Source organism: Nocardia sp. NPDC004068 (assembly GCF_042874315.1).
Classification (GTDB): Bacteria; Actinomycetota; Actinomycetes; order Mycobacteriales; family Mycobacteriaceae; genus Nocardia.
Genome location: NZ_JBIAMW010000001.1, coordinates 465,633 through 490,158, shown reverse-complemented (window position 1 = coordinate 490,158; position 24,526 = coordinate 465,633). Strand labels below are relative to the sequence as shown.

General features: G+C 70.2%; 26 protein-coding genes and 2 pseudogenes. 10 read left to right on the top strand and 18 right to left on the bottom strand.

Annotated features, from left to right (window positions below; translation table 11 throughout):
- Window positions 1-51: 51 nt before the first annotated feature.
- The 4 genes and pseudogenes from recX to ACFYTQ_RS02300 all read right to left on the bottom strand — a co-directional run.
- Window positions 52-666: pseudogene (recX, locus tag ACFYTQ_RS02315) on the bottom strand (recombination regulator RecX); the annotation flags it as partial.
- 537 nt (window positions 667-1,203) lie between these two features.
- Window positions 1,204-1,521, bottom strand: a pseudogene (locus ACFYTQ_RS02310) (hypothetical protein); the annotation flags it as partial.
- A gap of 3 nt (window positions 1,522-1,524) precedes the next feature.
- Complete coding sequence (recA, locus tag ACFYTQ_RS02305) at window positions 1,525-2,568, bottom strand: recombinase RecA (protein WP_387356379.1); 1,044 nt, start codon at window positions 2,566-2,568, stop codon at window positions 1,525-1,527.
- A 145-nt stretch (window positions 2,569-2,713) separates the two neighbouring features.
- On the bottom strand, window positions 2,714-3,748 hold the full coding sequence (locus ACFYTQ_RS02300; RefSeq protein ID WP_387356377.1) for an Lrp/AsnC family transcriptional regulator: 1,035 nt from the start codon (window positions 3,746-3,748) through the stop codon (window positions 2,714-2,716).
- Window positions 3,749-3,847: 99 nt separating this feature from the next.
- Here ACFYTQ_RS02300 and ACFYTQ_RS02295 point away from each other — a divergent pair, with 99 nt between their 5' ends.
- Window positions 3,848-5,284: an MFS transporter gene (locus ACFYTQ_RS02295; RefSeq protein ID WP_387356375.1), complete on the top strand. Its 1,437-nt coding sequence runs from the start codon at window positions 3,848-3,850 to the stop codon at window positions 5,282-5,284.
- 142 nt (window positions 5,285-5,426) lie between these two features.
- Here the strand turns inward: ACFYTQ_RS02295 and ACFYTQ_RS02290 are convergent, their stop codons facing one another.
- Together ACFYTQ_RS02290 and ACFYTQ_RS02285 are read right to left on the bottom strand one after the other, a co-directional pair.
- The gene (locus ACFYTQ_RS02290; protein ID WP_387356373.1) at window positions 5,427-5,621 is read right to left on the bottom strand and encodes a DUF3046 domain-containing protein; all 195 of its coding nucleotides are present in this window, start codon (window positions 5,619-5,621) and stop codon (window positions 5,427-5,429) included.
- Window positions 5,622-5,645: 24 nt separating this feature from the next.
- Window positions 5,646-6,809 (bottom strand): glycosyltransferase, encoded by a 1,164-nt coding sequence (locus ACFYTQ_RS02285; protein ID WP_387356371.1) that lies wholly within the window; start codon window positions 6,807-6,809, stop codon window positions 5,646-5,648.
- A 60-nt stretch (window positions 6,810-6,869) separates the two neighbouring features.
- On the opposite strand from ACFYTQ_RS02285, the gene ACFYTQ_RS02280 reads away from it, so the two are divergent.
- Window positions 6,870-7,436: an HD domain-containing protein gene (locus tag ACFYTQ_RS02280; protein WP_387356369.1), complete on the top strand. Its 567-nt coding sequence runs from the start codon at window positions 6,870-6,872 to the stop codon at window positions 7,434-7,436.
- Here ACFYTQ_RS02280 and ACFYTQ_RS02275 read toward each other — a convergent pair.
- On the bottom strand, window positions 7,421-8,131 hold the full coding sequence (locus ACFYTQ_RS02275; RefSeq protein ID WP_387356367.1) for a PIG-L deacetylase family protein: 711 nt from the start codon (window positions 8,129-8,131) through the stop codon (window positions 7,421-7,423). The two genes, ACFYTQ_RS02280 and ACFYTQ_RS02275, sit on opposite strands and share 16 nt — an antisense overlap.
- A gap of 69 nt (window positions 8,132-8,200) precedes the next feature.
- Entirely contained in the window at window positions 8,201-8,557 is a 357-nt protein-coding gene (locus ACFYTQ_RS02270; protein WP_387356365.1) for an ATP-binding protein, read from the bottom strand.
- 368 nt (window positions 8,558-8,925) lie between these two features.
- On the opposite strand from ACFYTQ_RS02270, the gene ACFYTQ_RS02265 reads away from it, so the two are divergent.
- Window positions 8,926-9,267 (top strand): STAS domain-containing protein, encoded by a 342-nt coding sequence (locus ACFYTQ_RS02265; RefSeq protein ID WP_387356363.1) that lies wholly within the window; start codon window positions 8,926-8,928, stop codon window positions 9,265-9,267.
- A 119-nt stretch (window positions 9,268-9,386) separates the two neighbouring features.
- Here ACFYTQ_RS02265 and ACFYTQ_RS02260 read toward each other — a convergent pair whose 3' ends face one another.
- The 4 genes from ACFYTQ_RS02260 to ACFYTQ_RS02245 form a co-directional block, all read right to left on the bottom strand.
- Window positions 9,387-9,830, bottom strand: coding sequence for a response regulator (locus ACFYTQ_RS02260; RefSeq protein ID WP_387356361.1), 444 nt, complete (start codon window positions 9,828-9,830; stop codon window positions 9,387-9,389).
- Entirely contained in the window at window positions 9,827-11,422 is a 1,596-nt protein-coding gene (locus ACFYTQ_RS02255) for a CHASE3 domain-containing protein (RefSeq protein WP_387356359.1), read from the bottom strand. Before ACFYTQ_RS02255 ends, ACFYTQ_RS02260 begins: the two co-directional genes overlap by 4 nt.
- A gap of 17 nt (window positions 11,423-11,439) precedes the next feature.
- The gene (locus ACFYTQ_RS02250) at window positions 11,440-12,594 is read right to left on the bottom strand and encodes a PP2C family protein-serine/threonine phosphatase (RefSeq protein ID WP_387356357.1); all 1,155 of its coding nucleotides are present in this window, start codon (window positions 12,592-12,594) and stop codon (window positions 11,440-11,442) included.
- A 320-nt stretch (window positions 12,595-12,914) separates the two neighbouring features.
- Complete coding sequence (locus tag ACFYTQ_RS02245; RefSeq protein ID WP_387356356.1) at window positions 12,915-13,091, bottom strand: hypothetical protein; 177 nt, start codon at window positions 13,089-13,091, stop codon at window positions 12,915-12,917.
- A gap of 204 nt (window positions 13,092-13,295) precedes the next feature.
- Between ACFYTQ_RS02245 and ACFYTQ_RS02240 the strand changes: the two genes are divergently transcribed.
- From ACFYTQ_RS02240 to ACFYTQ_RS02225, 4 genes are all read left to right on the top strand, one after another.
- Window positions 13,296-14,690, top strand: a complete 1,395-nt coding sequence (locus tag ACFYTQ_RS02240; protein ID WP_387356354.1) for a sigma 54-interacting transcriptional regulator — start codon at window positions 13,296-13,298, stop codon at window positions 14,688-14,690.
- Window positions 14,687-16,636 carry a hypothetical protein gene (locus tag ACFYTQ_RS02235; RefSeq protein ID WP_387356352.1) on the top strand — a complete coding sequence of 650 codons (1,950 nt, stop codon included), beginning with the start codon at window positions 14,687-14,689 and terminating at the stop codon, window positions 16,634-16,636. Before ACFYTQ_RS02240 ends, ACFYTQ_RS02235 begins: the two co-directional genes overlap by 4 nt.
- 92 nt (window positions 16,637-16,728) lie before the next feature.
- On the top strand, window positions 16,729-17,409 hold the full coding sequence (locus ACFYTQ_RS02230) for a PAS and ANTAR domain-containing protein (RefSeq protein ID WP_387356351.1): 681 nt from the start codon (window positions 16,729-16,731) through the stop codon (window positions 17,407-17,409).
- A 73-nt stretch (window positions 17,410-17,482) separates the two neighbouring features.
- The gene (locus ACFYTQ_RS02225; RefSeq protein ID WP_387356349.1) at window positions 17,483-18,241 is read left to right on the top strand and encodes a DUF2382 domain-containing protein; all 759 of its coding nucleotides are present in this window, start codon (window positions 17,483-17,485) and stop codon (window positions 18,239-18,241) included.
- Between the two features lie 160 nt (window positions 18,242-18,401).
- Here ACFYTQ_RS02225 and ACFYTQ_RS02220 read toward each other — a convergent pair whose 3' ends face one another.
- From ACFYTQ_RS02220 to pgsA, 6 genes are all read right to left on the bottom strand, one after another.
- On the bottom strand, window positions 18,402-18,854 hold the full coding sequence (locus tag ACFYTQ_RS02220) for an SRPBCC family protein (RefSeq protein WP_387356347.1): 453 nt from the start codon (window positions 18,852-18,854) through the stop codon (window positions 18,402-18,404).
- 107 nt (window positions 18,855-18,961) lie between these two features.
- Window positions 18,962-19,780 (bottom strand): hypothetical protein, encoded by an 819-nt coding sequence (locus tag ACFYTQ_RS02215; protein ID WP_387356345.1) that lies wholly within the window; start codon window positions 19,778-19,780, stop codon window positions 18,962-18,964.
- Window positions 19,781-20,602: 822 nt separating this feature from the next.
- Window positions 20,603-21,418, bottom strand: a complete 816-nt coding sequence (gene pspA / locus ACFYTQ_RS02210; protein WP_387356344.1) for a phage shock protein PspA — start codon at window positions 21,416-21,418, stop codon at window positions 20,603-20,605.
- A gap of 199 nt (window positions 21,419-21,617) precedes the next feature.
- On the bottom strand, window positions 21,618-22,019 hold the full coding sequence (locus tag ACFYTQ_RS02205; RefSeq protein WP_387356342.1) for a helix-turn-helix domain-containing protein: 402 nt from the start codon (window positions 22,017-22,019) through the stop codon (window positions 21,618-21,620).
- 53 nt (window positions 22,020-22,072) lie between these two features.
- Window positions 22,073-22,579, bottom strand: coding sequence for a CinA family protein (locus tag ACFYTQ_RS02200; protein ID WP_387356340.1), 507 nt, complete (start codon window positions 22,577-22,579; stop codon window positions 22,073-22,075).
- Window positions 22,576-23,220, bottom strand: coding sequence for a CDP-diacylglycerol--glycerol-3-phosphate 3-phosphatidyltransferase (gene pgsA, locus ACFYTQ_RS02195; RefSeq protein WP_387357003.1), 645 nt, complete (start codon window positions 23,218-23,220; stop codon window positions 22,576-22,578). Before pgsA ends, ACFYTQ_RS02200 begins: the two co-directional genes overlap by 4 nt.
- Window positions 23,221-23,360: 140 nt before the next feature.
- Here pgsA and ACFYTQ_RS02190 point away from each other — a divergent pair, with 140 nt between their 5' ends.
- The 3 genes from ACFYTQ_RS02190 to ACFYTQ_RS02180 are packed head-to-tail and all read left to right on the top strand — an operon-like array spanning window position 23,361 to window position 24,518.
- The gene (locus ACFYTQ_RS02190) at window positions 23,361-23,903 is read left to right on the top strand and encodes an amino-acid N-acetyltransferase (RefSeq protein WP_387356338.1); all 543 of its coding nucleotides are present in this window, start codon (window positions 23,361-23,363) and stop codon (window positions 23,901-23,903) included.
- Window positions 23,904-23,921: 18 nt separating this feature from the next.
- The gene (locus ACFYTQ_RS02185; protein ID WP_387356336.1) at window positions 23,922-24,215 is read left to right on the top strand and encodes a YciI family protein; all 294 of its coding nucleotides are present in this window, start codon (window positions 23,922-23,924) and stop codon (window positions 24,213-24,215) included.
- 9 nt (window positions 24,216-24,224) lie between these two features.
- A complete protein-coding gene (locus ACFYTQ_RS02180) occupies window positions 24,225-24,518 on the top strand; it encodes a hypothetical protein (RefSeq protein ID WP_387356334.1) in 294 nt (97 codons plus the stop codon).
- The last annotated feature ends 8 nt before the right edge of the window (window positions 24,519-24,526 follow it).

Genomic DNA, 24,526 nt, shown 5'->3' with positions numbered 1-24,526 from the left:
ATTCGGTGCCGTGGGTGCGGGTTCGCGTGGTTCGCTCGGCAAGGCCGCCTCCGAGATGACAGCGAGGACGACCGTATGGGCCGTGGCGGGGTCGAAGCCGCGCCGGGCCAGCATGCCGACCAAGCGACGAATCGCCTTGTCGCGGTCCAGGTCCCCGGGCAGGGTCTGAAGTTTGCGGTGGACCAGTTCGGTGGCGCGGTCGCGTTCGGCGGCGGGCGTGATGCTCGCGAGGGCCGGTTCGGCGTGTTCGGGGGCCACGCCTTTACGGCGGAGTTCCTCGGCGAGGGCCTTGCGGCCGCGGCCGGAGTAGGTGTGCCTGGAGTACACCCATTGCTCCGCGAAGGCGGCGTCGTCGATGAGCCCGACCTCGGCGAGCCGATTCAACGCGCGCTCGGCCACCGCCTCGGCGAAACCCTTGTCCGCCAACTTCTTCGCCAATTCGGCACGGCTGCGCGCGCGGTCGGTCAACAACCGCAGGCAGATATCCTTCGCCTGAGCCTCGGTACCGCCCCCGCGCGGCTCCGATTCCCCGTCGGGTGCGCCGGTACCGTGCCCACGCCCCCTCCGCCGACGGCCCCGTGTCTCGGGATCGCGTGCCGCACTGCGGGACTCGTGTTCCGATGCACGACCCTCAGCGCCGAACCCATCCTCCTCAAAGTCCGGCACCTGATCGAGCGGGTCCCCTGACGCGTCGCCCTCGGCCGTTCCCCGCGGGCGCTCGCCATCGTGATGGTGATCCGGGCGCGAGGGGGTGTCGTTCGGTCGTTGGTCGCCCTCGGGAGGAAAGGTCGACTCGAGTGTGGTCGCCGCGGCGCGAAGGTTGAGCAGGCCGAGGGTGGTGAGGTGGTTCAGGGCGCTCGCGATAACCTCGGGGGCGAAGCCCCTTCCGGCCAGAGCGTTCGTGAGGGCCGAGCGGCCGGATATGCCGTCGGCCAAGAGGCGCAGGCAGGCGTCCTTCGCCTGGCTCGGTGTGCCGCCAGGGGTGTCCGGCTGGCCGGGGCGGACGCTCCTCGCCCGATCGCCTTCGATCGTCTCGGGTGTCGGTTTCGCGATGTCGGACTTGCCGCCGCGTGCGTTTCGGCCTGGACGCCCCGCGTCGGCATTCGGGTGCGGAGCCGCGGTACGTGTGGGTGCGTCGGGGGCGTCCTCGGCTGTTTCGGCGAGTGACCGGTCCAGCAGGCCGAGGGCGGTCAGGTCGTCCAGGGCCTGATCGATCGTGGTCGGGGGAAAACCCCTGGCCGTCAGGATAGCAACCAGGTCCGCACGCGTGTGGGGATGGTCGGCGAGCAGGCGCAGGGACAGGTTCTTGGCCTGGGTTTCCGTTTTGGCGGGGGTGGGGTGGACCGAGCCGCCGTCGGAGCGCCAGAGACCGGTCGAATCGCCTTTGGCCGCAACGCGTTTCGGGGCGCGACGGGGCGGACCCGGGTCGGAGGGTTGGTGGCGGAGGCGGTCGACGGCCTCGAGCCGAGTCGCGTCGGGGCCCGCAAAGGGGGTGGGCCCCGACGCTTCCCGGTGGGGCATCGGCTAGAAGTCGACGGGTGCCTCGGCACCCGCGTCTGCGGTGACATCGGCGCCGATGCCGAGCTTCTCCTTGATCTTCTTCTCGATCTCGTCGCGCACGTCGGTGTTCTCGCGGAGGAACTTGCGCGCGTTCTCCTTGCCCTGGCCGAGCTGGTCGCCCTCGTAGGTGAACCAGGAGCCGGACTTGCGGATGAAGCCCTGCTCGACACCCATGTCGATGATCGAGCCCTCCTTGGAGATGCCCACGCCGTACAGGATGTCGAACTCGGCCTGCTTGAACGGCGGGGAGACCTTGTTCTTGACGACCTTGACGCGGGTGCGGTTGCCGACCGCGTCGCTGCCGTCCTTGAGGGTCTCGATGCGGCGGACGTCGAGGCGGACCGAGGCGTAGAACTTGAGCGCCTTACCGCCGGTGGTGGTCTCGGGCGAGCCGAACATGACGCCGATCTTCTCGCGCAGCTGGTTGATGAAGATGGCGGTGGTGCCCGAATTGTTCAGGGCGCTGGTCATTTTGCGCAGGGCCTGGCTCATGAGGCGGGCCTGCAGACCGACGTGGCTGTCGCCCATCTCGCCCTCGATCTCGGCGCGCGGCACCAGCGCGGCCACCGAGTCGATGACGATGATGTCCAGCGCGCCGGAACGCACCAGCATGTCGGCGATCTCGAGCGCCTGCTCACCGGTGTCGGGCTGGGAGACCAGCAGCGCGTCGGTGTCGACGCCGAGCTTGCGGGCGTACTCGGGATCCAGCGCGTGCTCGGCGTCGATGAACGCCGCGACACCGCCGTTGGCCTGCGCGTTGGCGATGGCGTGCAGGGCGACGGTGGTCTTACCCGAGGACTCCGGGCCGTAGATCTCCACGATGCGGCCGCGCGGCAGGCCGCCCAGGCCCAGGGCGACGTCGAGCGCGATCGAACCCGTCGGGATGACCGAGATGGGTTGGTGCGCCTCCTCGCCCAGGCGCATCACCGCGCCCTTGCCGAAGCTCTTCTCGACCTGCGCGAGCGCGAGTTCGAGCGCCTTGTCGCGGTCGTAAGCCTGTGGTGCCATCGTCTGGTCCCCTTCTCGACGGGTGGGTCTCGGTGTGTGGTTGACGCCTACGTTAGAGGGCGGCACCGACAAGTTCTGCCGGCCAGCTTAGACGAACACGTGTTCGAGGCAAGCGACGCGCCCTACGACACGCACCGCGCCTCGGCTACCTGCGGTTCGGCTCGGGCACCAGGGTGACGCGATCGGTATGCAGCAGCGCCTGAGCCTGTTTCAGCGCGCGCAGCACGGGGGTCACCTCGACGCCGGTGATGCCGTCGAGCGCGCCCAGCCGCTCGGTGACGTAGCGGTACAGGTGCGCGCTGTCGCGGCACACCAGCGAGAGGTAGAGGTTGGTGGCGCCCGTCGTGGCGGCGACGAAGGCGGCCTCCGGATGGGCGGCGACGGCCGCGCCCACCGCGGCCAGATCGGCGGGCCGGATCTGCAACCACAGCGACGCCCGCACCGCGTACCCCATGCGCTCGATGGCGAAGTCGAGATCGAAGTACAGCACGCCCGCCTCGACCAGCTCGTCCATCCGGCGCGCGACTCGCGTTGGGCTCCAACCGGTTTCGGCCGCGATCCGGGCGTAGGAGGCGCGCGCGTCGCGGGCCAGGATCGCCAGCATGACCTCGTCGGCGGCCGACAGGTCCACCGGCGGCGCCGGATCGCTCTCCCGGATCTGCGGGCGCTCCCCCAGGGCCGCGCGTTGCTCGTCGGTGAGCAGGCGGGCGTAGTGCGGCCACTCCGATTCCGGCGGGAAGCGATGCAGCACCTCGTGCGCGCGGATCTCCACCACCTGCGGGGCGCGCGGCAGGGTGTGCAGCAGCAGGGCGTCGCGGCGTTCGGCGGAGTGCGGGCGGCTCACGCACACCACCTCCGAACCCGTCGACAGCAGCGACACCCAGCTCACGTCCGGGAACCGGGCCAGCGATTCGGCCAGGCGCAGCGCCTTGTCGGGGGTGGAGCGCAGCCGCAGCACCCAGCGGGTGTGGCCGAGCGGCACCGCGTTCACCAGCCCGGAGACGTGGATGATGCCGCGCCGGCGCAGCGAGCGGTAGCGCCGGGCCACGGTCTGCTCCGAAACGCCCAGCACCGCGCCGAGTTTCGCGAACGGGACGCGCGCGTCGCACAGCAGCGCGTGCACGATCTGCTTGTCGAGCAGATCGAGAATGGAGGAATCGTGAGCCTCATCGAAGGTCATCGGTGGAATCCATCGCTGTTCGGCGGATGACTGGGTGGATATTGAACCATGGCGGAACCTTGGCGTCGATATCATTCGATTCGATTCCGGAGGTCGGCCATGCGGAAATGGCTTCCCCTGTTCGCCGCGTGTCTCGGCACGCTGATGCTGCTCATCGACGTCACCATCGTCAATGTCGCGCTACCCGATATCGCGCTCGATCTGGGCACCGGATTGTCCGGGCTGCAGTGGGTGGTCGACGGGTACGCGCTGGCGCTGGCGGCGCTGTTGCTGGTGCTCGGCTCGCTGGCCGACCGGGTGGGCGCCAAGCCGACCTATCTGGCCGGGCTGGTGGTGTTCGCGCTCGCCTCGCTGGCCTGCGGCCTCGCGCAGTCGGCGGGAGTGCTGGTGGCCGCGCGGGCGGTCCAGGGCGTCGGCGGCGCGGCCATGTTCGCGACCACGCTGTCGCTGCTGCACGCCACCTACACCGGGCGCGATCGCGGCGTGGCGTTCGGCGCGTGGGGCGCGGTGTCGGGCGCGGCGGCGGGAACCGGCGTGGTGCTGGGCGGTGTGCTCACCGATCTGCTGTCGTGGCGGTGGATCTTCCTGGTGAATCTGCCGATCGCGGTGCTGGCTATCGCGTTGTCCGCCTTGGTGTTCCCGGCCTCGCGGCGGCACTCCGGCAGGGGTGTGGACGTCGCGGGGATGGTGGCGTTCGCGGTGGCGGCGACGGCGCTCACCTACGGCATCATCCGCGCGGGCGAGCACGGCTGGGACGATACCCGGGCGCTGCTCGCGGTGGCGGTGGGCGTGCTGGCGGTGGTGGGGTTCGCGGTGATCGAATCACGCTCCGCCGCACCGATGTTCCCGCTCGCGCTGCTGCGCAATCGGGAGTTCGTGGCGACGCTGCTCGCCGCGGCGGGGTTGAGCTTCGCCGCGTTCGCGGCGAGTCCGTTCCTCTCGCTGTGGTTGCAGCAGCCGCTGGGGCTGACGCCGCTGCGCGCCGGGCTGGCGTTGTTGCCGCTGGCGGCCACGTCGTTCGTGGTGTCGGGGGTGTTCGGGCGGTTCCTGCACGATCTCGCGCCGAAGTGGACGATCGGCGGCGGGCTGGTGGTGATCGGCGCGGGGGCCTCGGCGCTGACCGTGGTCGACACCGACTCCTCCTGGTCCGCGCTGGTGCTCGGCTTCGTGATCATCGGCGTCGGGGTCGGGCTGATGGCGCCGCCGCTGGTGTCGGTCGGGATGGCGGCGGTGCCCCCGCAGCAGAGCGGGACGGCCGCCGGTGCGGTGAACACCGCCCGGCAGCTCGGCCTGGCGCTCGGAGTCGCGGTGCTGGGCACGGTGTTTCGCAGTACGGCCGGGGACGGGCCGCGAATCCCGTTGCCGGACTTCGTGAACGGGCTCGACGCGGCGGTCGCCGTGGCCGGGGGCACGGGTATCGTCCTCGGGCTGGCGGCGTTCGCCCTGTTCCATCGCCACACCCGCGCCGTCGACGCCGCCCGGGTGGACGACCCGGCGGAGCTGGACGTGCCGAGCACCTCGCGAACCGGCCGCTGACCAGCACCTCGCAGGTTGCCGAACGGCTACCGAGCCACGGTCGGTCCCCCACGGGAACCGGCCGTGGCTCGCTATCCGACCCGTTGCCCGCTGGCCTCGCCTCGATCCGCCGAGTCGCGAGAGATGTGCCGGGGCGACGGGATCACCACCGATTGCGCGGGACGTCGAATTCGGCGCACAGGGCCCGCCACACGTCGCGGGGATCGACACCCGCCTCGATGGCCTGGGCGCCCGTGCGGCCGCCGAGGGCGGGGAGGGTGTGGTCGGTGAGCAGGGCGTCGCCGCGCGACACCCCGAACTCCTCGTGCAACAGTTCCCGGAAGTCAGTCAATCGCACCGTGCCGAGGCTACCGGGAGTCGATCATCGGGTGCGCGCGGTGTCCAGCACGCGGTGGCAGATCTCGACCGGATCGGCCACCGCGCTGGCCGTGGCGGCGGCCTTCGCGGCGGCGGCGCGATAGGACGGATCGTCGAGGATCCGGCGCACGGCGGCGCGGACGGCCTCGGGGGTGAAGGGCCGGACCAGGATCGAACCGCCTTGGCGCGCCGCGCGATTGGCGAGTTCCCACTGGTCGCCGCCGCCGGGGACGGTCACGATCGGCACCCCGGCCAGCAGCGTCTTGGCGAGCAGGCCGTGTCCGCCGCCGCCGACCACCACATCGGCGTGCCGCAGCAGCGCGTCCTGCCGCCCCAGACCCGCGGTCGCCCACGGCGGCAGGTCGGCCGGGGGCTCGTCGAGCATGGAGATCACCACCCGCACGCCCGCGCCGTCGAGGGCGGTGAGGACGGCCTCGGCCATACCGGTCACCCCGGTGTGCGCGGTCGACGGCGCGACCATGACCAGCGGCTCGTCGCCGGGCGGGAGCGGCAGTTCTGCGGTGGTCGGCTCCCACAGCAACGGACCGATCAGGTGGGTGTCGGCGGGCCAGTCCGGGCGCGGCACTTCCAGGGCGGGCAGGGTGGCGATGAGACGGGCGTCGGGTCCCGGATCCTGTTCGGGCAGACCGATACTCGCGCGGGCGGCGGCGCGCTGTCGTTCGCCGCGCTGCACGGCGCGCGCGGTCAGGCCGCGCAGCACCGCGTCCCGGGTGCGGCCGCGCAGCCCCTCCCCCGGCGCGAGCCCACTCCCGATGGGCGGCAACGCCTTCGACGGCCGATACAACGGATGCGGGGACAGCTCCACCCACGGCACGCCGAGTCGCTCGGCGGCCATCCCGCCGCCCGCGGTGAGCACGTCGGAGATCACCAGTTCCGGCAGCATGGCGCCCAGTTCCGGCAGGATCTCGGTCGAAATGTGCGCGGCCCGTTCGTGAATGCGCTGCCCGGCGTCGGCGTCGTCGTCCTGCGGGCGCGGCGCCAGACCCTTGAGGCGGCGCACGCCGATTCCGGCCGCGCGCGCCGGTTCGAACCAGCGGGGGCCGGTGAACAGGACCGGCTCGTCGCCCGCGGCGAGCAGCCGCAGGCAGAGCGCGACAGCCGGAAACGCATGCCCGGGATCCGGTCCCGCGACCACAGCCACTCGCATGGAACAAGCCTGCCACAGCCGACAACTCCCTGTTCACCCACCGGCGTTAAGGTCCGGCCCATGACGACACGGCGACCGCCCGCCTCGGTGGACGAGCTGATGACCCTGCTCGCCGACTGCGCCGACGCCTGGGACACCCCCGATCGCAGCGGCGATCCGGTCGACATCCTCGACCACGACCGCCAGTGCGCCGAACTGCTGCGCCGCTCGCACCCCGAGGACGAGGAGTTGCAGGTCGCGGGTCTGGTGCACGACATCGGCCACGCGCTGGTCCCCGGCGACGACGCCGGGCACGGCAGGCACGGGGCGGACGCGGTGCGGGGACTGCTCGGCCCGCGCGTCGCCCGCCTCGTCGAACTGCACGTCGTCGCGAAACGCTATCTGGCGGCGACGGATTCGCGGCACGCGGCCGAATTGTCCGCGTCCAGCAGGCGCACGCTCGTGGCGCAGGGCGGTCCGATGACGGCCGCCGAGATCGCGGCCTTCGAGGCCGACCCCGATTTCGCCGCGGCCGTCGCCCTGCGTCGTGCCGACGACGCGGGGAAGGTCGTGGGCCTCGCGGTCGCGCCGCTCGAGCGCTGGCGGCCGATCGTGCGGCGGGTGGCCGCCGCTCAGTCCCGGAAGTAGTACAGCTCGAAGCCCACGGCCCGCTCGGCGGGGAATCCGGGCTGCGGGGCGGTCGCGCGGTCGACGATGGCACGCGCCTGGTCGGCGATCGGCTCGCTGCTCAGCGCGCCGAGGTAACGGGCATGCGCCACAATGGATTTCAGGGCCAGATCGACGGTCTCGGTGACATCCACGGCGTGCGTGACGACCGGGCCCATGACCGCGGCCCAGCGCGGCGTCCAGATCGGCAGGCCGCCGAGTTCGGGGAAGATCCACTCGTTCCCGGCGTCGGAGATCGCGTCCAGCCCCGCCCGGCCGACCACCCGGTGATCGCTGCTGTTGGCGTAACCCGGCGCCCAGGTGTCGGCGAAGTTGAACAGCACCACCAGTTCCGGCCGATGTTTGCGGATCACGCGGGCCAGATCGCGGCGCAACGCCAGCGACGGTTCGACGCGGCCATCCGGGTAGCCGAGGAATTCGACCTCGTGCACGCCCACCACCCGGGCGGCGGCGCGCTCCTCGGCCTCGCGCAGCGCCCCGGCCTGGGTCGGGGGCAGTCCGGCGATCCCGGCCTCACCTCGGGTCGCGAGCACGTAGCGAATGTCCTTGCCCTGTCCGGTCCAGCGCGCGACCGCGGCGGCGGCGCCGTACTCGATGTCGTCGGGGTGGGCCACGATCACCAACCCGCGCTGCCAGTCCTCGGGAAGCTGCTGCATGTGTCCCATTCAACAGGGGGGAACGGGGACACCGAAACCGGTGACCCCCTAGCGATTGCGAATACGTTGCTAAGTATCGATCAGGGAGACGCGGAGATCGACCACGGTGCCGTCCGCCCCGCCGGTGATCCGCGCCGCGGGCACGAGCGCCCGGATGAGATCCAGGCCGCGGCCGCGGGTGGGGTCGGGTGCCTCCGCGCGCGACTTCCACCGGCCCGCGTCGGAGATCGTGATGCGCAATTCGGTCTCCTCGGCCGAGACGTGCAACCGCACCATGCCGCCCTCGCCGCGATAGCCGTGCTCGACCGCGTTGCTGCACGCCTCGCTGACGGCCAGCACCAGATCGTAGATCGTCTCGGCGGGCAGGCCGCAGCGCGCCAGCCACTCCTGGAGCCGCTTGCGGACGTCGGCCAGTCGATCGGGCATCGCGGGGAAGCTGATGTCCAACGGGTCCGGTGGACACTCGAAACTGGGCCGCGGAAGTGTGGTCACCTTTTTGCTGCCTTCCTGCCGGTCGCCACGAGGATAGCCCGCCCGTTCGCGCGCCGACGACAAGTCTCGTACGCTCGGAAGTAGCCATACCCAGACACCTCGGCGCTATTCGACAACGTGGCGAAAACCGCACGGGCGAGGCGGTCCCCGGGCCCATGATTATCGCCGCATCGACTGGGTAAGTAGAGTCGATAGGGACAGTCCCTGTCCGCGCCGCTGTGCGCGGCGGAAGTTCGATGCTCCAGAGGTGGAACGTGGTTTATACGGAGGGCCGGTCTGTGAGCGGTGAAGGCACATCTCGGATGCTGGATGTCAAGGTGCACACGCAGGGCGCCGCGACCGTTATCGCCGTTCGCGGAGAGATCGACATCGCGTCGGTGCCGAGCCTGCAATCCGCACTCGAGGAGGGTCAGCGCGGCGGTAACCCGCTGGTGCTCGATATGACGAATGTCGGGTTCATGGGCTCGGCCGGGCTCAGCGCCCTCATGGTCGCCTCGGAGGCCGCCAAACCGCAGCGCCTGCGCGTGGTCGCGTCCGACGCGGTGCGCCGCCCCATCGAGGTGACGGGTCTGGACAAGCTGCTCGCGATGTTCCCGACCGTCGAGGACGCGCTGTCCGCGGAAGGTCTGAGCACGACCAACTGATTCATCGCGAAAACGCCGCCCCGAGAAAAGCATTCGGGGCGGCGTTTCCATTGTTCCGTCTCGGGGCGGCGTTTCCTTTGCCCGTCTCGGGGCGGCGTTTCTCCGCTCCTGCGAAGGCCCTACTGCTGCGAGGGCAGCCGCACCACCTGGACGAAGAACTCGTCGATCTGCTTGATGGCCGCGATGAACTGGTCCAGATCCACCGGCTTGGTCACATACGCGTTGGCATGCAGTCTGTAGCTGCGCAGGATGTCCTCCTCGGCCGAGGAGGTGGTGAGCACCACGACGGGGATGTGGGCCAGATCCGGGTCGGCCTTGACCTTGCCGAGTACCTGGCGGCCGTCGTACTTCGGCAGGTTCAGATCCAGCAGGATCAGGTCGGGGCGCGGGGCGTCGGCGTACTCGCCCTGCCGGTACAGGAAGTCCAGCGCCTCCTGACCGTCGTGCGCGACGTGCAGGGTGTTGCGAAGTTTGTTGTCCTCGAACGCTTCCCGCGTCATCAGTTCGTCGGCGGGATCGTCCTCCACCAGCAGGATGTCGATCGGGCGGCCGGAGGTGGTCATGCGGGGGCTCCTTGGGTGAGGGATGCGAGGTCGGCGGCGGCGCGGGTGGCCGAATCGGCGCCGCGCAGGGTGAAGCAGAACCGAGTGCCCTCGGTGTAGTCGGTATCGATCCAGATCCGGCCGCCGTGGAATTCCACGATCTTCTTGCAGACGGCCAGGCCGATTCCGGTGCCACTGTATTCGTCGCGGCTGTGCAGTCGCTGGAAGATGACGAACACCTTCTCCGCGAATTCGGGCGAGATCCCGATTCCGTTGTCGGACACCGTGATCAACGAGCCGCCCGCCGGATCGGGGGCGCAGGTGATGCGGATCTCGGGCGGCAGCTCCGGGCGGCGGAACTTGATCGCGTTGACGATCAGGTTCTGCCACAACATGGTCAGCAGCACCGGCTCGCCGACGAGTTCGGGCAGTTCGTCGGGCCGTTCGATGCGGGCCTCGGTGTCCTCGATGATCGCGGACAGATTCGACAGCGCCTTGTCCAGCGGTTCGGCGAGGTCGATCGGTTTGCTGTCGCCGGTGACCCGGCCCACCCGGGAGAAGGTCAGCAGGTCGTTGATCAGCACCTGCATGCGCTTGGCGCCGTCGACGGCGAAGTCGATGTACTGCTTGCCGCGCTCGTCGAGTTTGTCGCCGTAGCGCTTCTCCAGTAGCTGACAGAACGAGGCCACCTTGCGCAGCGGCTCCTGGAGATCGTGCGAGGCCACGTAGGCGAACTGCTCCAATTCGGCGTTGGAGCGGCGCAATTCGACGGCCTGGGCGTCGAGCGCGTCGCGCTGTTCGGCCAATTCCGCCTCCTGCGAACGGGATTGGTCGAGCCGGGTCACGATGCGCAGGCGCATATCCTCGACGGCCTCGGCCACCGCGGCCAGATCGGCGGGTCCGTGCGGCACGATCCGATGGCCGAAATCGCCGTCGGCGACCTTCAGCGACGCCTCGGTCAGCGTGCGCAGCGGCCGCGCGACGAGCCGCCGCACCAGGATCGTGAACGTCACGCCGGTCAGCAGGAAGACCACGAGCAGACCGATCAGCACGACATTGCGCACCGTGCGCGCGTGGTCGAGCGCGGCGTGATCGTCGGTCAGGGCGGCCGCGAGATCGGCGTTCTGCTTGTCGAATCGGCCGCGCACCTCGTCGAAGATGCTCTTGCCGCGGTCGGCGGTCGCGGTTCCGGCCGAACGGGCTTGTGCCGGAACCTGAATCGCGGTGAGCGGTTCGGCGTAACCGCGCCGCCACTGGTCGGCGGCGCGTTCGATGTCGTCGACGTCGGCCAGCAGATCCGGCCGCCCCGAGAGCAGGTCGCGCAGCCGGGCGACCGCGCGCTGCTCCAGATCCCGGCCGTCGGTGTAGGGCTGGAGGAATTGCGGATCGGCGCTGATGGCGTAGCCGCGCACGCCGGTCTCCTGATCGATCAGCGCGTTCTGCAGGCGATACGCCTCCGCGGCGGCGGGCAGCGTGCGCAGCAGCAGCCGGTCGCTGATCTCGGTGGTGTTCGCGGTGACCTGGGCGACCGCGAACGAACCGACGACCGCCACCAGGATCATGGAGGCGAGCACGAGCTGGAACCACGTCTGCACGGTCAGACGCCCGACCATGCGGGATTGCCTCGACATCATCGCGCCTGCCCCTCGTCGCTCCACCGCAGGTAGATGATCGCCAAGTCGTCGTCCAATCCGCCGGTGGGACCGGCAAGTTCCTCGATGCGCCCGATCAGTTCGTCGACGAAGGTGTGGGGTCGTCGCGTCGCCACCTCGCGGGCGATGTCGAGCATGCCGTCCTCGCCGAGGCGGGACCGGTCCGGACCCGTGCAGCCCTCGAACAGGCCGTCGGTGAACAGCATGAGTCCGCTGCCGTCGGGCAGGTGCAGTTCGTGGGTCGGCCAGTCGGCGTGGTCGGGCAGGAAGCCGAGGGCGGGGCCGCCGGGCACCTCGATCCAGCGCAGGTCGTCCTCGGACCGCAGGATCATCCCCGGATGTCCGGCCCGCTGCACCCGCACGGTGCGGGTGGCCGGGTCGAGCACGAGGTTGGTGGCGGTCGCGAAGGTCTGCCGATCGGTGCGCTCGGCGAGCAGCACCTGTTCCAGCACCCGCAACTGTTCGACGCCCGTGACTCTGCTGAGAATCAGTGTGCGCCAAGCCAATCGGAGCGCCACCCCGGTGGCCGCGGCGTCCGGGCCGTGGCCGGACACGTCGCCGATCACCGCGTGCACGGTGCCGTCGCCGTCCTGCACCACGTCGTAGAAGTCGCCGCCGAGCAGGGCGTGCGAGCGACCGGGACGATAGCGCGACAGCACGGAGACGCCGCTGTCGGCGGGCAGCAGCGGGGTGGGCAGCAGGCCGCGTTCGAGGCGGGCGTTCTCCTGCGCCCGCAGCTGACTCGCCTGGAGGGCGGCGGCGGTGCGTTCGGCCTGCTTGCGCTGGATGGCGTAGCGGACCGCGCGGCCGAACAGATCGGGTTCGACCCGGCCCTTGACGAGATAGTCCTGCGCGCCCGCCGCGGCCGCGGCCAGACCGGTCTGTTCCTCGTCGAGGCCGGTCATCACCACCACGGCGGCGTCGGTGTACTCGCGGATGCGGGCCAGCGCCTCGAGGCCCTGGGCGTCGGGTAGGTGGAGATCCAAGAGCACGCAGTCGGGCGATCCGGCCTCGAGCCGCCGCGCGGCCTCGGCCAGCGATCGCACCCATTCCAGACGCAGGCCGGGCGCGCCGTCGGTGACGAGTTCCTGCACCAGCAGGGCGTCACCGGGGTCGTCCTCGACCAGGAGCATCCAGGGTTCCTGCAAGGTCCAGCTCGGGTCCATCCCGAGGCCGGGCCCGCCGAAACTTTCACGCCGCACGGTCACCGCCGACGCGTGAACGAAAGTCGCGGGGGGCGATGGGGTTTCCCGGACAGACCAAACCTCTGGCCTCCGATCGTATAGTGAGTGGCTTCAGCGCACGCCAACTGACTCCACGGCCGGTTTCTGGACCGAGAGGCAGCGATGATGGTAGCCGATCTTGCGAACGGCTCGCACCACCGCCTTGCCCGGGCTTCGAAACGCCTTCGGGCCGTTCGGTATAGCTTACCGAACGGCCCGTGAGCGCGGTCTCACGACAGCTTGCCGACCGTGGACTTGTTCGACCCCGACACCGCCTTGTAGAGCAGGTAGAGCCCGAACACCACGAGGCTGATCATCAGGATCGGGAACAGCGCCTTGATCAACGCGCCCACCACGATCAACGCCAGCCAGACCAGCGCGACGACGCCCAGGATCTTCCAGAACATGTCATTCCTCCCGAAGTCTTTCCGAACCGCCGTCAGCGCGATCCGACACCTCGATACTGTCAGGGTCGGGCACGAAAAGCACCAGGTCAAAACCGATATCGGGGAAAGTTCAGGGTTGTCCCCGACCTCCCGGCGCGCTCGGGCGGTGTTCCCTGAGGGAGAACAAGGTCGACGGGACCGCCGGATCGTCGTAGCGTCGAAACGGTGACAGCTCCACAAGATCTTCCCGTTACCGCGGGTGCGCTGCGGGCGGCGGGGTACGAGCCGCGGGATGTCAAAAGCGAGATTCGGGCGAATCTGCTGCGGGTGCTCGAGGCCGGGGGTGATCCGTGGCCGGGCATCGTGGGTTTCGAGCGGACCGTGGTCCCGCAGTTGGAGCGGGCGCTGCTGGCCGGGCACGACATCGTGCTGCTGGGCGAGCGCGGACAGGGCAAGACCCGGTTGCTGCGCACCCTGATCGGCCTGCTCGACGAGTGGACGCCGGTGATCGCGGGCACCGAACTCGGTGAGCACCCGCTGGATCCGATCAGTCCGCTCGGCAAGCGGCTGGCCGCCGAACTCGGCGACGACCTGCCGGTGACCTGGCGGCATCGGTCGGAACGCTACGCGGAGAAGCTCGCCACGCCCGACACCTCCGTCGGCGACCTCATCGGCGACGTCGATCCGGTCAGGGTGGCCGAGGGCCGCAGCCTCGGCGATCCCGAGACCATCCACTTCGGGCTCGTGCCGCGCGCGCATCGCGGCATCGTGGCCGTCAACGAACTGCCCGATCTGGCCGAGCGGATCCAGGTCGCGCTGCTGAATGTCATGGAGGAGCGCGACATTCAGGTCCGCGGCTACACGCTGCGGCTGCCGCTGGACGTGCTGCTGGTCGCCACGGCCAACCCCGAGGACTACACCAATCGCGGCCGGATCATCACCCCGTTGAAGGACCGCTTCGGCGCGGAGATCCGCACCCACTATCCGCTCTCCGTCGAGGCCGAGGTGGCGCTGGTGCGCCAGGAGGCGAATCTCGTTGCGGAGGTGGGTGATCCGCTCATCGAGGCGCTCGCCCGGTTCGTGCGGCAGCTGCGCGAATCGCCCGCGATCGACCAACGGTCCGGCGTCTCGGCGCGATTCGCGGTCGCCGCCGCGGAGACCGTGGCCGCCGCGGCGCTGCGCCGCTCGGCGCTGACCGGGGAGCGCCCGGCCGTGGCCCGGCCCATCGATCTGGAGTCGGTGCCCGCCGTGCTGCGCGGCAAGCTGGAGTTCGAATCCGGTGAGGAGGGCCGCGAACAGGAGCATCTCACCCATCTGCTGCGCCGCGCGTTCGCCGAGACCGCGCGCGGGCGGCTGGGCGGGCTGAATCTGCGGCCGCTGGTGGAGGCGCTCGGCGACGGCAACCTGGTGACCACCGGTGAGCGCGTGGCGGGTTCGGAGATGCTCTCGGCCCTGCCCGAACTGCCGATCCTGCACGAGGTGGCCGCCCGGCTCGGCGTCGCGGCGACCGATCCGCCGCCGCGCATCGCCTCGGCCGTCGAATTCGCCTTGGAGTCTTTGTATCTCGCGCGTCAGGTCGCCAAGGACTCCGACGACGGCACGGCGGTGTACGGGCCGTGACCGCCGCCGATCGCTACGCCTACGGGCCGTATCACGACGGGCCGGATCCGCTCGCCCCGCCGCTGGATCTGCGGGAGGCGCTGGACACCATCGGCCGCGATGTGATGGAGGGCAGTTCGCCCCGCAGCGCGCTCGAGGAATTGTTGCGGCGCGGGCTGCGCGAGACCCGCGGGCTGGACGAGTTGACCCGGCAGCTGTGGCAGCGCCGCTCGGAGATCACTCGGCGCAATCGCCTCGACGGCACCTTGCAGCAGGTGCGCGAGCTGCTGGACGAGGCGTTGCGGGCCGAGCGCACCGCGCTGTTCCCCGATCCGTCCGACGACGCCCGCTTCGCCGAGGCGCAGCTGGACGCGCTGCCGCCGAGCACCGCGGCGGCGGTGAACGAGCTGTCCGAATACCGGTGGCGGTCGGAGACCGGCCGCGAGAACTACCAGCGGATCCGGGATCTGCTCGGGCGCGAGCTGCTGGACTCCCGGTTCCAGGGCATGAAACAGGCGCTGCAGAGCACCACGCCCGAGGACGTCGAGCGGATCCGGCGGATGATGGCGGATCTCAACGACCTGCTCGCCGCGCACGCCCGCGGCGAGGACACCCGGGAGCAGTTCGAGCGGTTCATGGGCGAGCACGGCGAGTTCTTCCCCGAGAACCCGCGCAATACCGACGAACTCGTCGACGCGCTCGCCGCCCGCGCCGCGGCAGCGCAGCGGATGATGAACTCGATGTCGGCCGAGCAGCGCGCCGAACTGGCGCAGCTGATCAATCAGGCGTTCGGCGATCCCCGTCTGGCGCAACAGGTTTCGGACCTGGACGCGAATCTGCGCGCGCTGCGGCCCGGTGAGGACTGGGAGTCGGCGCAGCGGTTCCGCGGCGAGGATCCGCTCGGGCTCGGCGAGGGCGCGCAGGCGTTGCAGGATCTGGCCGAATTGGACGCGCTCGCAGAGCAATTGGGGCAATCGTATCCGGGCGCCCGGCTCGAGGACATCGATCTGGACGCCCTGGAACGCCAGCTCGGCGAGCAGGCCCGGGTGGACGCGGCACGGCTCGCCGAACTGGAACGCGAGCTGCGGCGTCAGGGGTTGTTCGAGCGCGCGCCGGACGGTTCGCTGCGGCTGACGCCCAAGGCGTTGCGGCGGCTGGGCGAGGTGGCGCTGCGAAACATCGTGGGGCAGTTGCGCTCCCGGCGCGGTCAGCGCGACACCGCGCACGCGGGCGCGGCGGGTGAGCCCACGGGTTCGGCGCGGCCCTGGCAGTTCGGCGACACCGAACCGTGGGACGTGCCGCGCACCGTGCGCAACGCCGTGCTGCGGACGGCGTCGACGGGCAGCCGCGCGGTCACCCTGGACGTGTCCGACGTGGAGATCATGGAGACCGAGCAGCGGTCGCGGGCGGCGGTCGCGCTGTGCGTGGACACCTCGTGGTCGATGGTTCAGGACGGGCGCTGGGTGCCGATGAAACGCACGGCGCTGGCGCTGCATCATCTGATCGCGACCCGATTCCGTTCCGACGCACTGGATCTCATCACCTTCGGCCGGTACGCGACCTCCGTCGACATCGGCGAGCTGACCGCGCGCGAGCCGGTCTGGGAGCAGGGCACCAATCTGCATCACGCGCTGTTGCTGGCCGCGCGGCACGTGCGCCGCCACCCCGACGCGGTGCCGGTCGTGCTGGTCGTCACCGACGGCGAACCGACCGCGCATCTGGAATCCGACGGCGACGCGTATTTCAACTGGCCGCCCGAACCGCGCACCCTCGCGGTCACCATGACCCAGGTCGACGCGCTGGCCAGACTCGGCGCCTCGATCACGGTGTTCATGCTCGGCGAGGATCCGCGGCTGGCGGCGTTCGTGGATCTGGTGGCCAGGCGCAGCGGCGGCCGGGTGGTCGCCCCGGACCTCGACGGTCTGGGCGCGGCGGTGGTGTCGGACTACCTGCGCGCGCGGCGCTGACGAGCCGCCGGACCGGGCGTGGCCCGAATGCGCAGGTGTGGAAAGTCCGGGCACTGGGTACTCGGTAACGCCGGGTAGCGGATACTGGTTCGATGATCGACGGTGAGAAGCTCGAGCCGCAGCTGGTGAGCGTGCTCGGGAGTGTGATCGGCAACGAGCCCTGTGCGAATACCGGGGAGTTTCGTTTCAACTTTGCCGATCGCCGGTGGGAGTGGTCGGACGAGCTGGCGCGCATGCACGGCTACGAACCCGGAACCGTCGAGCCGACCACCGAGCTGCTGCTGTCCCATCAGCACCCGGACGACCGGGCCACGGTCGAGACGCTGATCGAGAAGATCGTGGAGACCAGCGAGCCGTTCTGTAGTCGGCATCGGATCATCGACACCGCCGGGGACGTGCACGAGGTGATCGTGATCGCCGATTACGACACCGACGACGCCGGCCGGATCGTCGGCACGGTCGGCTACTACATCGAGTTGACCGGCATCCTCGCCGAGGAGCGCAACGACGTCATCGACGAGATCCTGCCCGATATGGTCGCCTCGCGCGCGCCGATCGAGCAGGCCAAGGGGATTCTGTCGATGATCTACGAACTGGACTCCGATCAGGCCTTCGCCGTGCTGAAATGGCGTTCCCAGCACACCAACGTCAAGATTCGCGAGCTGGCCCTGCAACTCGTGCACGACGCCCGTCATCTGGAACCCAACCGGGCCGGGCTGCGGATGCGCTTCGATCATGTGCTGCTGACCGTGCACGAACGGGTGCCCGTCTAGGCGCGAGCGTTTGGCTGGCATACGGTCGGCTACCCCCCAGCTATAGCTGTCCACTATCGCATTGGGAGGAAGCATGGCCGACGTGATGCAGAGCCTGATGGCCAGCACGGTCTACGACACGCAGGGCGAGAAGGTCGGTGAGGTCACCCAGGTCTACCTGGACGACCGCACGGGCGCCCCGAGCTGGGTCAGCGCCAAGACGGGCCTGATGCACGGCGACGCGCTCGTGCCGCTCACCGGCGCGAATCTCGACACCGATCGGCATACTCTCAGCGTGCCGGTCAGCAAAGACAAGGTGAAGTCGGCTCCGCATGTGGAGCAGGACGGTCACATCAGCCCGGAGGGCGAGCAGCAGCTGTTCGCGCACTACGGGATCGATCCGAGCCGGGCGAGCCAGACCGGGTACGGCCGCTACCGCACCGAGGGCGATCGGCGTTCCCCGGCCGACGATTCGATGGTCCGCTCCGAGGAACACCTCGACGTCCACACCGAATCGCAAGAAGTCGGCAAGGCACGACTGCGCAAATACGTCGTGACGGAGAACGAACAGGTTAACGTTCCGGTGCAGCACGAAGAGGTGCACATCGAGCGGGAACCCATCCGGGATCCGAATTCCGTGCGGGACGCCGATTTCGGCGAGGCCGAACAGGAGGTCACCCTGCACGAGGATCGCGTGGTGGTCGACAAGGAAGCGGTGCCGGTGGAGCGGGTCCGGCTGGCGGTGGACGAGGTCGAGGATCAACAGACCGTGTCCGACACCGTCCGCAAGGAGCGCTTCGAGACCGAGGGTCTCGACCCCGAGCACCGCGGCGACGGCGGGCGGAAGCGCTGATCGCGCTCTCGCCGAGCACGTCACCCCCCATTGGACAGTGCCTCGCGGCACTCGGATCCGGGGTGACAGGCCGACGGAGATCTTCGCCCGGGCCCTGCGCGGCTCGCCGCTCCGGGCGAAGCTCCGTCGGCCGATCACCGGGGCTTCTTGATCTGACCGGTCACCGGGATTTCTTGATCCGCCCGATGGCCAGATCGCCGAGGCGATGCAGGGATTCGATATTGCGTGGGGCCAGGGCCAGCTGTTGGAGATTCGCGGGGAGCAGCTTGCCGGGGCCGCGCCAGACGTGTTCGCCCATGCGGATCTCGGTGCGGCCGTCCGCGGTCTCCTCGAGGTCGAGGCGGATCAGCGCCGCGCCGAGCGGCCACAGCCGGGCCTCGAGTTCGAGCATGCGCGGCGGTTCGAGGGCGCGCACGACGGTGATGTCGCGGCGGTTCAGCGGCCAGGGGCCGATGCTGTGATGGATTCGGGTGCCCACCGCGGGCCAGCCCGGGTCCACGTCGCGGATGTGGGACGCGCCGACCACCCACAGGCCGTACAGCCAACCGTCGGAGAGGACGGCGAACACGTCCTCCGGACTCGCGTCCACGATCGTCTTCGCTTCGAACGCCACCGCACACCTCCGCTTCCCGGGAGTTCGCCAACGCCAACCGGCGGGAGATACCCGGCTGGGGGTCCGGCAAACGACGGTCGGTGACGGCCACCGGGCCGTCCGGCCGACTACCCTCGGCGGCGGTCGGCGAGGTCGGTGAGGGCCTGGGCCCAGCCGTCGAGGCGGTCGGCGGCGTCGCGCAGATTCATCAGGGCCCAGTCCAGATCGTCGGGGGCGGCGGGCGCGTCGGGAGCGGCCAGGACGCGCCCGGCGGCGGCGACCAGCTGCTCGTATTCCACGACCCCGTGCTCGAGCCGGGTCACGGCGTGCCCCACCTGCTCGGCCAGCCCGGGGGTGGATATCGAATTCACCTGTGCGACAACGCCGATCGCCTGTTCCATCGCGGCGATGTCGGCGGCCAGCGCGTGCAGGGCGGCCGCGCCGGAGTGCGCGGTCTGGAGGGTGTCGACGACGTCGTCCTCGGGCAGCCGTGCGCCGTGGGCGATTCGGCGGCCGAGCACATGCAGCGCGCGTTCGGCGCGGACCAGTCGGGCAATGGGTTCGCGGGCGGCCGAGCGCACGGGTGGGAGTTTGCGCGGCACGAAGGTCGCGTCGGGCAAGGGGTTGCGGCGCAATTCGAGGTAGCGCTTGGTCGTGACGGCCGCCCCAGTGACCAGGGCCGCCGCCCCGCTGCCGACGACGAGCACGGCCCAGGCGGGGGCCGAGATCAGCACCAGCCCAGCGGTTCCCAACGCGGTGACACCGGAGGCCGCGCTCAGCCGCAGGCTACGCCGCCGCACCCGCCGCCGTCGCCGCAATTCCCGTTCGCGAGGATCGGCCCATTTCCGAACCGCGTGCAACGCATGCTCCCCCGCCTCCCGCAAACCCTCCGACAACCGCCGGGCCTGCTCCACCGACTCGACCTGCCCAGCGGTCTCCGCGATCATGTCCCGCAGAACGCGCCCCCGCGCCCCGGAATCCCGCCGACGACCCGCATCCGCGCGCCCCCCGCCCCGCGAACCCGAATCACCGTACGGCACAGAACCGGCCGCTCCCCCGCCACGCGCACGCGAATCACCGTGCGGCACAGAGTTAGCCGCTCCCCCAGCACGCGAACCCGAATCGTCGTGCGGCACAGAATCGGCCGATTTCCGGGCACGCGAACGCGAATCACCGTGCGGAACAGAGCCGGCTGCTCCCCCGGCACGCGAACGTGAATCGCCTTGCGGCAGTGAGGTAGCCGCTCCCTCGGAATGCGAACCCGAATGGCCTTGCGGCACAGAGCCAGCCGCTCCCCCGGCACGCGGACCCGAATCGTCGTGCGGCACAGGACCGAACGCTGCCCCGCCACGGGAAGCGGAATCGTCCTGTGACGCAGCGCCGGTCGTTCGCCCGGCAACCCGGGGCGAACTCTTGGCACGCGGGTCGGAACGGCCTTGGCGCGCCGGGGCTTCCCGGGGCGCGCGGCGGCTCCGCGAATTGCCCGGTATCGGCTCGGTGAGGGGCGTCTGCCACCACCGGCCGGAGTCCGCGTCGGGTGGGGTGGAATGGGCGCCCTCGTCGGCAGGGCGGGCGGCTGTCTCGCGGGGCGGGTTCGGGGCCGTTCGCTCGTCGGTGGGTGGGGGCTCGGGACGGAAGCCCGTGGGGAACAACGACTTCCAGGTGGGGCGGGGTGGCTCGGGGGACGGGAAGTGGGCGCGGGAAGTCGCGGACTGCGCGGAGGTCCGCGACTTTCCCTTCACTGCGACGCCTTTCGAGAAGCCGAGCGGTTACTGCTGGGTGGCCTGGTCCTGGTTGGCCTGGGGCTGGGGAGCGGCCGGGTTGGGGATGGCCTGCTGCTGGCCGCCCGCGGGGAGGGCGTCGCCGCGCATGGAGGCGCGGATCTGCTCGAGGCGGTTGTGCCCGGCCATCTGCACGCTGGCCTGCTGGACCTCGAGCATGCGGCCCTGCACCGAGTTCTGGGCGAGTTCGGCCGCGCCGAGGGCGTTGGCGTAGCGGCGCTCGATCTTCTCGCGCACCGCGTCCAGGCTCGGGGTGGAGCCGGGCGCGGACAGGGTGGAGTCCATCTGCTGGAGCGATGCCGAGACCTGCTCCTGCATCTTGGCCTGCTCGAGCTGGCTGAGCAGCTTGGTGCGCTCGGCGACCTTCTGCTGCAACAGCATCGCGTTCTGCTCGACCGCCTTCTTGGCCTGCGCGGCGGCCTGCAGGGACTGGTCGTGCAGCACCTTGAGATCCTCGACGGCCTGTTCGGCGGTGACCAGCTGCGCCGCGAACGCCTCGGCGGCGTTGGTGTACTGGATCGCCTTCTCGGTGTCGCCGGCCTGGGTGGCCTGATCGGCCAGCATGACGGCCTGACGCGCGTTGGCGTTGAGCTTCTCGACCTCGTCGAGCTGCCGGTTCAGCTTCATCTCCAGCTGACGCTGGTTGCCGATCACCGACGCGGCCTGCTGGGACAGGGCCTGATGCTGACGCTGGGCTTCCTCGATAGCCTGCTGAATCTGGACCTTCGGATCCGCGTGCTCCTCGATCTTGGAATCGAAGAGGGCCATGAGGTACTTCCAGGCCTTGACGAACGGATTAGCCATCGATTGATCCCGCCTCCATCTGACGCGCCGCGCCCTAGCGCGACTAGTGCGCGACCGTCACGCACCTCGTGTCCCTAACCTCCGCGCCGACGCCCGAGTGAACCGGCCGGTTACCGACGCTCATAGAGAATCTATCCGTTTCCGCTCCGTCGTACAGCGTTGCCCGGCGCCGAAACTCGACGCCGGGCGACTTCGTCGCTCACTTCGCTTGCACCAGTACCAACTTCTCCGCGCGCGGGGCGGGAATGACGATCCGCGTGTCCCCGGCGATCGACCCCAGCGACGCGACGGCGTCGACGGGCACCGGCTCGGCGGCCGTCTCGGCCTCGGCCGGAACCTCGCGGGCGGGTTCGCGGACGGTGTCGCCGTGCGCGTCGGCCATGGCCTCGCCGACGTCGATCAACACTTGCGACAGCGGCACGTCGAGGGCCTCGCAGATGGCGGCCAGCAGCTCGCTGGACGCCTCCTTGCGGCCGCGTTCGACCTCGGACAGGTAACCCAGGCTCACCCGAGCCGAGGTCGAGACCTCGCGCAGAGTCCGGCTCTGGGCCGTCCGAGCGCGCCGCAGACTTTCCCCGATGGCTTCTCGCAGCAGCGTCATCTCGTTCTCCTTACGTACTCTCCTCGCCGGACCGAGCGTATGCAGTGACAACGTCACGCACTGCCGGGTTGGTTCCCGACCGTGATGCGTACGAGTTCGACGACGGCCGCGCGCACCGCCGCCAATCTGATCGTCCACCGGTCCCCGGCGAGTTTCAACCGCATCACCTCGGTGCCCTCGGATCCGGACACCCCCAGGTAGACCGTGCCGGGCGGATGTCCGTCCTGCGGGTCGGGCCCGGCCACCCCGGTCAGGCCCACCCCGAGATCGGCCCCGCAGACCGTGCGCGCGCCCACGGCCAGCTGTTCGGCGGTGCGCGCGGAGACCGGGCCGTCGGCGGTCAGTGTGTGTTCGCTCACCCCGGCGAGGGTGTGCTTGAGGTCGGTGGCGTAGACGATGAGACCGCCGCGCAACACCGTGCTCGCGCCCGGCACGCCCGCGACGGTCGCGGCGAGCAGACCGGCGGTCAGCGATTCGGCGGTGGCGAGCGTGGTGCCGCTCGCGCGCAGCCCGGCGACCAGCTCGGTCGCGGGAACCGCCGCGGTCAGCGGGTCGCTCATGGCCGTTTGACCGGCCCCGACCACAGCCGGGCCGCCTGCACGACGTAGTCCAGCCCGGTCACCACGGTCAGCACGACCGCCACGTACATGAGCACCTGGCCCGCGGTGGCGAACATCCCCGACAACGGCAGCAGCAGCACGCCGATCGCCAGCGACTGCACCAGCGTCTTGAGCTTGCCGCCGCGCCCGGCCGGAATCACCCCGCGCCGCACCACGGCCAGCCGCAGCAGCGTCACCCCGAGTTCGCGCGCGCAGATGACCACGGTGATCCACCAGGCCAGATCCCCCAGCGCCGACAGCCCGATCAGGGCCGCGCCGATCAACGCCTTGTCGGCGATCGGGTCGGCCAGTTTGCCGAAATCGGTGACCAGACCGTACTTCCGGGCCAGCTGACCGTCCACCCGGTCGGTGAGGGCGGCGACGCCGAACAGCACGGTCGCGCCGATCCGCCATTCGGTGTCGTGCCCGCCCGCGGCGAACAGGGCCAGCAGGAACAGCGGCACGATCAGGATGCGCAGCACGGTCAGCACATTGGCGACGTTCATCAACGGGACGGCCGACGGTTCGACCGCGCGCGGGACCGCCGCCGCCGGGACGAGATTCGGCCGCGCCCGCGCGGCCTCCGGCCAAGGGTGGTCCATATCGTCGCTCTGCACGCTCACCGGCACCCCCGGCCGCGGTCGACCAGGCCACGGACCCCGGCGCGGGCGGGCGAACGGGCGGGCTGGGTGTGCGGCACTCCACCAGACTATCGGTATCGGACCCGACTACTGTGCACCCCATGACAACACGGGCACCCCACAGTGATTCGATCGGCGGCGCGCAGGCGGGCACCCCGATCGTCCGCCGTGCCCGGACCTCGGACGTGCCCGCGATCAAGGACCTCGTCGACGTCTACGCGGGCAAGATCCTGCTGGAGAAGAATCTGGTCAACCTCTACGAGTCCGTGCAGGAGTTCTGGGTCGCCGAGATGGACGGCCGGCTCGTCGGCTGCGGCGCCCTGCACGTGCTGTGGGCGGATCTGGGCGAGGTGCGCACGGTCGCGGTGCATCCGGAGGTGAAGGGCAAGGGCATCGGCCGCCTGATCGTGGACCGGCTCGTCGAGACCGCCCGCGACCTCGAGCTCGAGCGGCTGTTCGTGCTCACCTTCGAGGTGGACTTCTTCGCCCGGCACGGCTTCGTGGAGATCGACGGCACGCCCGTCACCGCCGAGGTGTTCGCCGAGATGTGCCGGTCCTACGACACCGGTGTCGCGGAGTTCCTGGACCTGAGCTACGTCAAGCCGAACACCCTCGGCAATACTCGAATGTTGTTGACCCTCTGAGCCTTTCGGGAGCCCGCGATGCCGCTGTTCGCCGTCCACTACACCTACGCCGAGGCCGCCGCCGCGGGCCGCGACGAACACCGCCCCGAACACCGCGCCTGGCTGTCGGGCCTGGTGGACCAGGGTGTGGTGGTGACCAGCGGCCCCTACCCCGACGGTTCGGGGGCGCTCATCATCGTCCGCGCCGAGGACGCCGACGCGGTGACGAAGACGCTGACCCAGGACCCGTTCGCGCGGGAGGGCCTGATCGAGTCGGTCCGCTTCGTCGAATGGCAGCCGGTGATGGGCGCTCTGGTCGAGCCGTTGCCGTAACTTGTGACCATGGATGAGGGCCTTCGGTTCGCGTCGACCGTCGAGGAACTCGACGCGCTGCCGCTGATGTCGGTGATCATGGAATGCAAGCCGTCCCGGTCGGTCTTCCAGAAGTGGCGGGACGGGCAGGGCCGGACGTTGAAGTGGATGCGCATGCGCAGCGAGAACCGGTACACCTCCGAGGAGCTGTGCATCGGGATGTTCCCGCTCACCGCGCCGCAGCAGTACCGCTTCGTCGTCCTCTACGACCCGTCGGTGCACGGGCATCCGGACGAATGGGAGTCCGTCGCGGCGCAGGCGTAACCTCGTCG

Bases quoted from the DNA above. Each gene is read 5' to 3' on its own strand.
- recA (WP_387356379.1), bottom strand. From the start codon at position 2,568: ATGGCACCACAGGCTTACGACCGCGACAAGGCGCTCGAACTCGCGCTC.
- ACFYTQ_RS02300 (WP_387356377.1), bottom strand. From the start codon at position 3,748: ATGACCTTCGATGAGGCTCACGATTCCTCCATTCTCGATCTGCTCGAC.
- ACFYTQ_RS02295 (WP_387356375.1), top strand. From the start codon at position 3,848: ATGCGGAAATGGCTTCCCCTGTTCGCCGCGTGTCTCGGCACGCTGATG.
- ACFYTQ_RS02285 (WP_387356371.1), bottom strand. From the start codon at position 6,809: ATGCGAGTGGCTGTGGTCGCGGGACCGGATCCCGGGCATGCGTTTCCG.
- ACFYTQ_RS02280 (WP_387356369.1), top strand. From the start codon at position 6,870: ATGACGACACGGCGACCGCCCGCCTCGGTGGACGAGCTGATGACCCTG.
- ACFYTQ_RS02275 (WP_387356367.1), bottom strand. From the start codon at position 8,131: ATGCAGCAGCTTCCCGAGGACTGGCAGCGCGGGTTGGTGATCGTGGCC.
- ACFYTQ_RS02270 (WP_387356365.1), bottom strand. From the start codon at position 8,557: ATGCCCGATCGACTGGCCGACGTCCGCAAGCGGCTCCAGGAGTGGCTG.
- ACFYTQ_RS02265 (WP_387356363.1), top strand. From the start codon at position 8,926: ATGCTGGATGTCAAGGTGCACACGCAGGGCGCCGCGACCGTTATCGCC.
- ACFYTQ_RS02260 (WP_387356361.1), bottom strand. From the start codon at position 9,830: ATGACCACCTCCGGCCGCCCGATCGACATCCTGCTGGTGGAGGACGAT.
- ACFYTQ_RS02255 (WP_387356359.1), bottom strand. From the start codon at position 11,422: ATGGTCGGGCGTCTGACCGTGCAGACGTGGTTCCAGCTCGTGCTCGCC.
- ACFYTQ_RS02250 (WP_387356357.1), bottom strand. From the start codon at position 12,594: ATGCTCCTGGTCGAGGACGACCCCGGTGACGCCCTGCTGGTGCAGGAA.
- ACFYTQ_RS02245 (WP_387356356.1), bottom strand. From the start codon at position 13,091: ATGTTCTGGAAGATCCTGGGCGTCGTCGCGCTGGTCTGGCTGGCGTTG.
- ACFYTQ_RS02230 (WP_387356351.1), top strand. From the start codon at position 16,729: ATGATCGACGGTGAGAAGCTCGAGCCGCAGCTGGTGAGCGTGCTCGGG.
- ACFYTQ_RS02225 (WP_387356349.1), top strand. From the start codon at position 17,483: ATGGCCGACGTGATGCAGAGCCTGATGGCCAGCACGGTCTACGACACG.
- ACFYTQ_RS02215 (WP_387356345.1), bottom strand. From the start codon at position 19,780: ATGATCGCGGAGACCGCTGGGCAGGTCGAGTCGGTGGAGCAGGCCCGG.
- pspA (WP_387356344.1), bottom strand. From the start codon at position 21,418: ATGGCTAATCCGTTCGTCAAGGCCTGGAAGTACCTCATGGCCCTCTTC.
- ACFYTQ_RS02205 (WP_387356342.1), bottom strand. From the start codon at position 22,019: ATGACGCTGCTGCGAGAAGCCATCGGGGAAAGTCTGCGGCGCGCTCGG.
- ACFYTQ_RS02200 (WP_387356340.1), bottom strand. From the start codon at position 22,579: ATGAGCGACCCGCTGACCGCGGCGGTTCCCGCGACCGAGCTGGTCGCC.
- pgsA (WP_387357003.1), bottom strand. From the start codon at position 23,220: ATGGACCACCCTTGGCCGGAGGCCGCGCGGGCGCGGCCGAATCTCGTC.
- ACFYTQ_RS02190 (WP_387356338.1), top strand. From the start codon at position 23,361: ATGACAACACGGGCACCCCACAGTGATTCGATCGGCGGCGCGCAGGCG.
- ACFYTQ_RS02185 (WP_387356336.1), top strand. From the start codon at position 23,922: ATGCCGCTGTTCGCCGTCCACTACACCTACGCCGAGGCCGCCGCCGCG.
- ACFYTQ_RS02180 (WP_387356334.1), top strand. From the start codon at position 24,225: ATGGATGAGGGCCTTCGGTTCGCGTCGACCGTCGAGGAACTCGACGCG.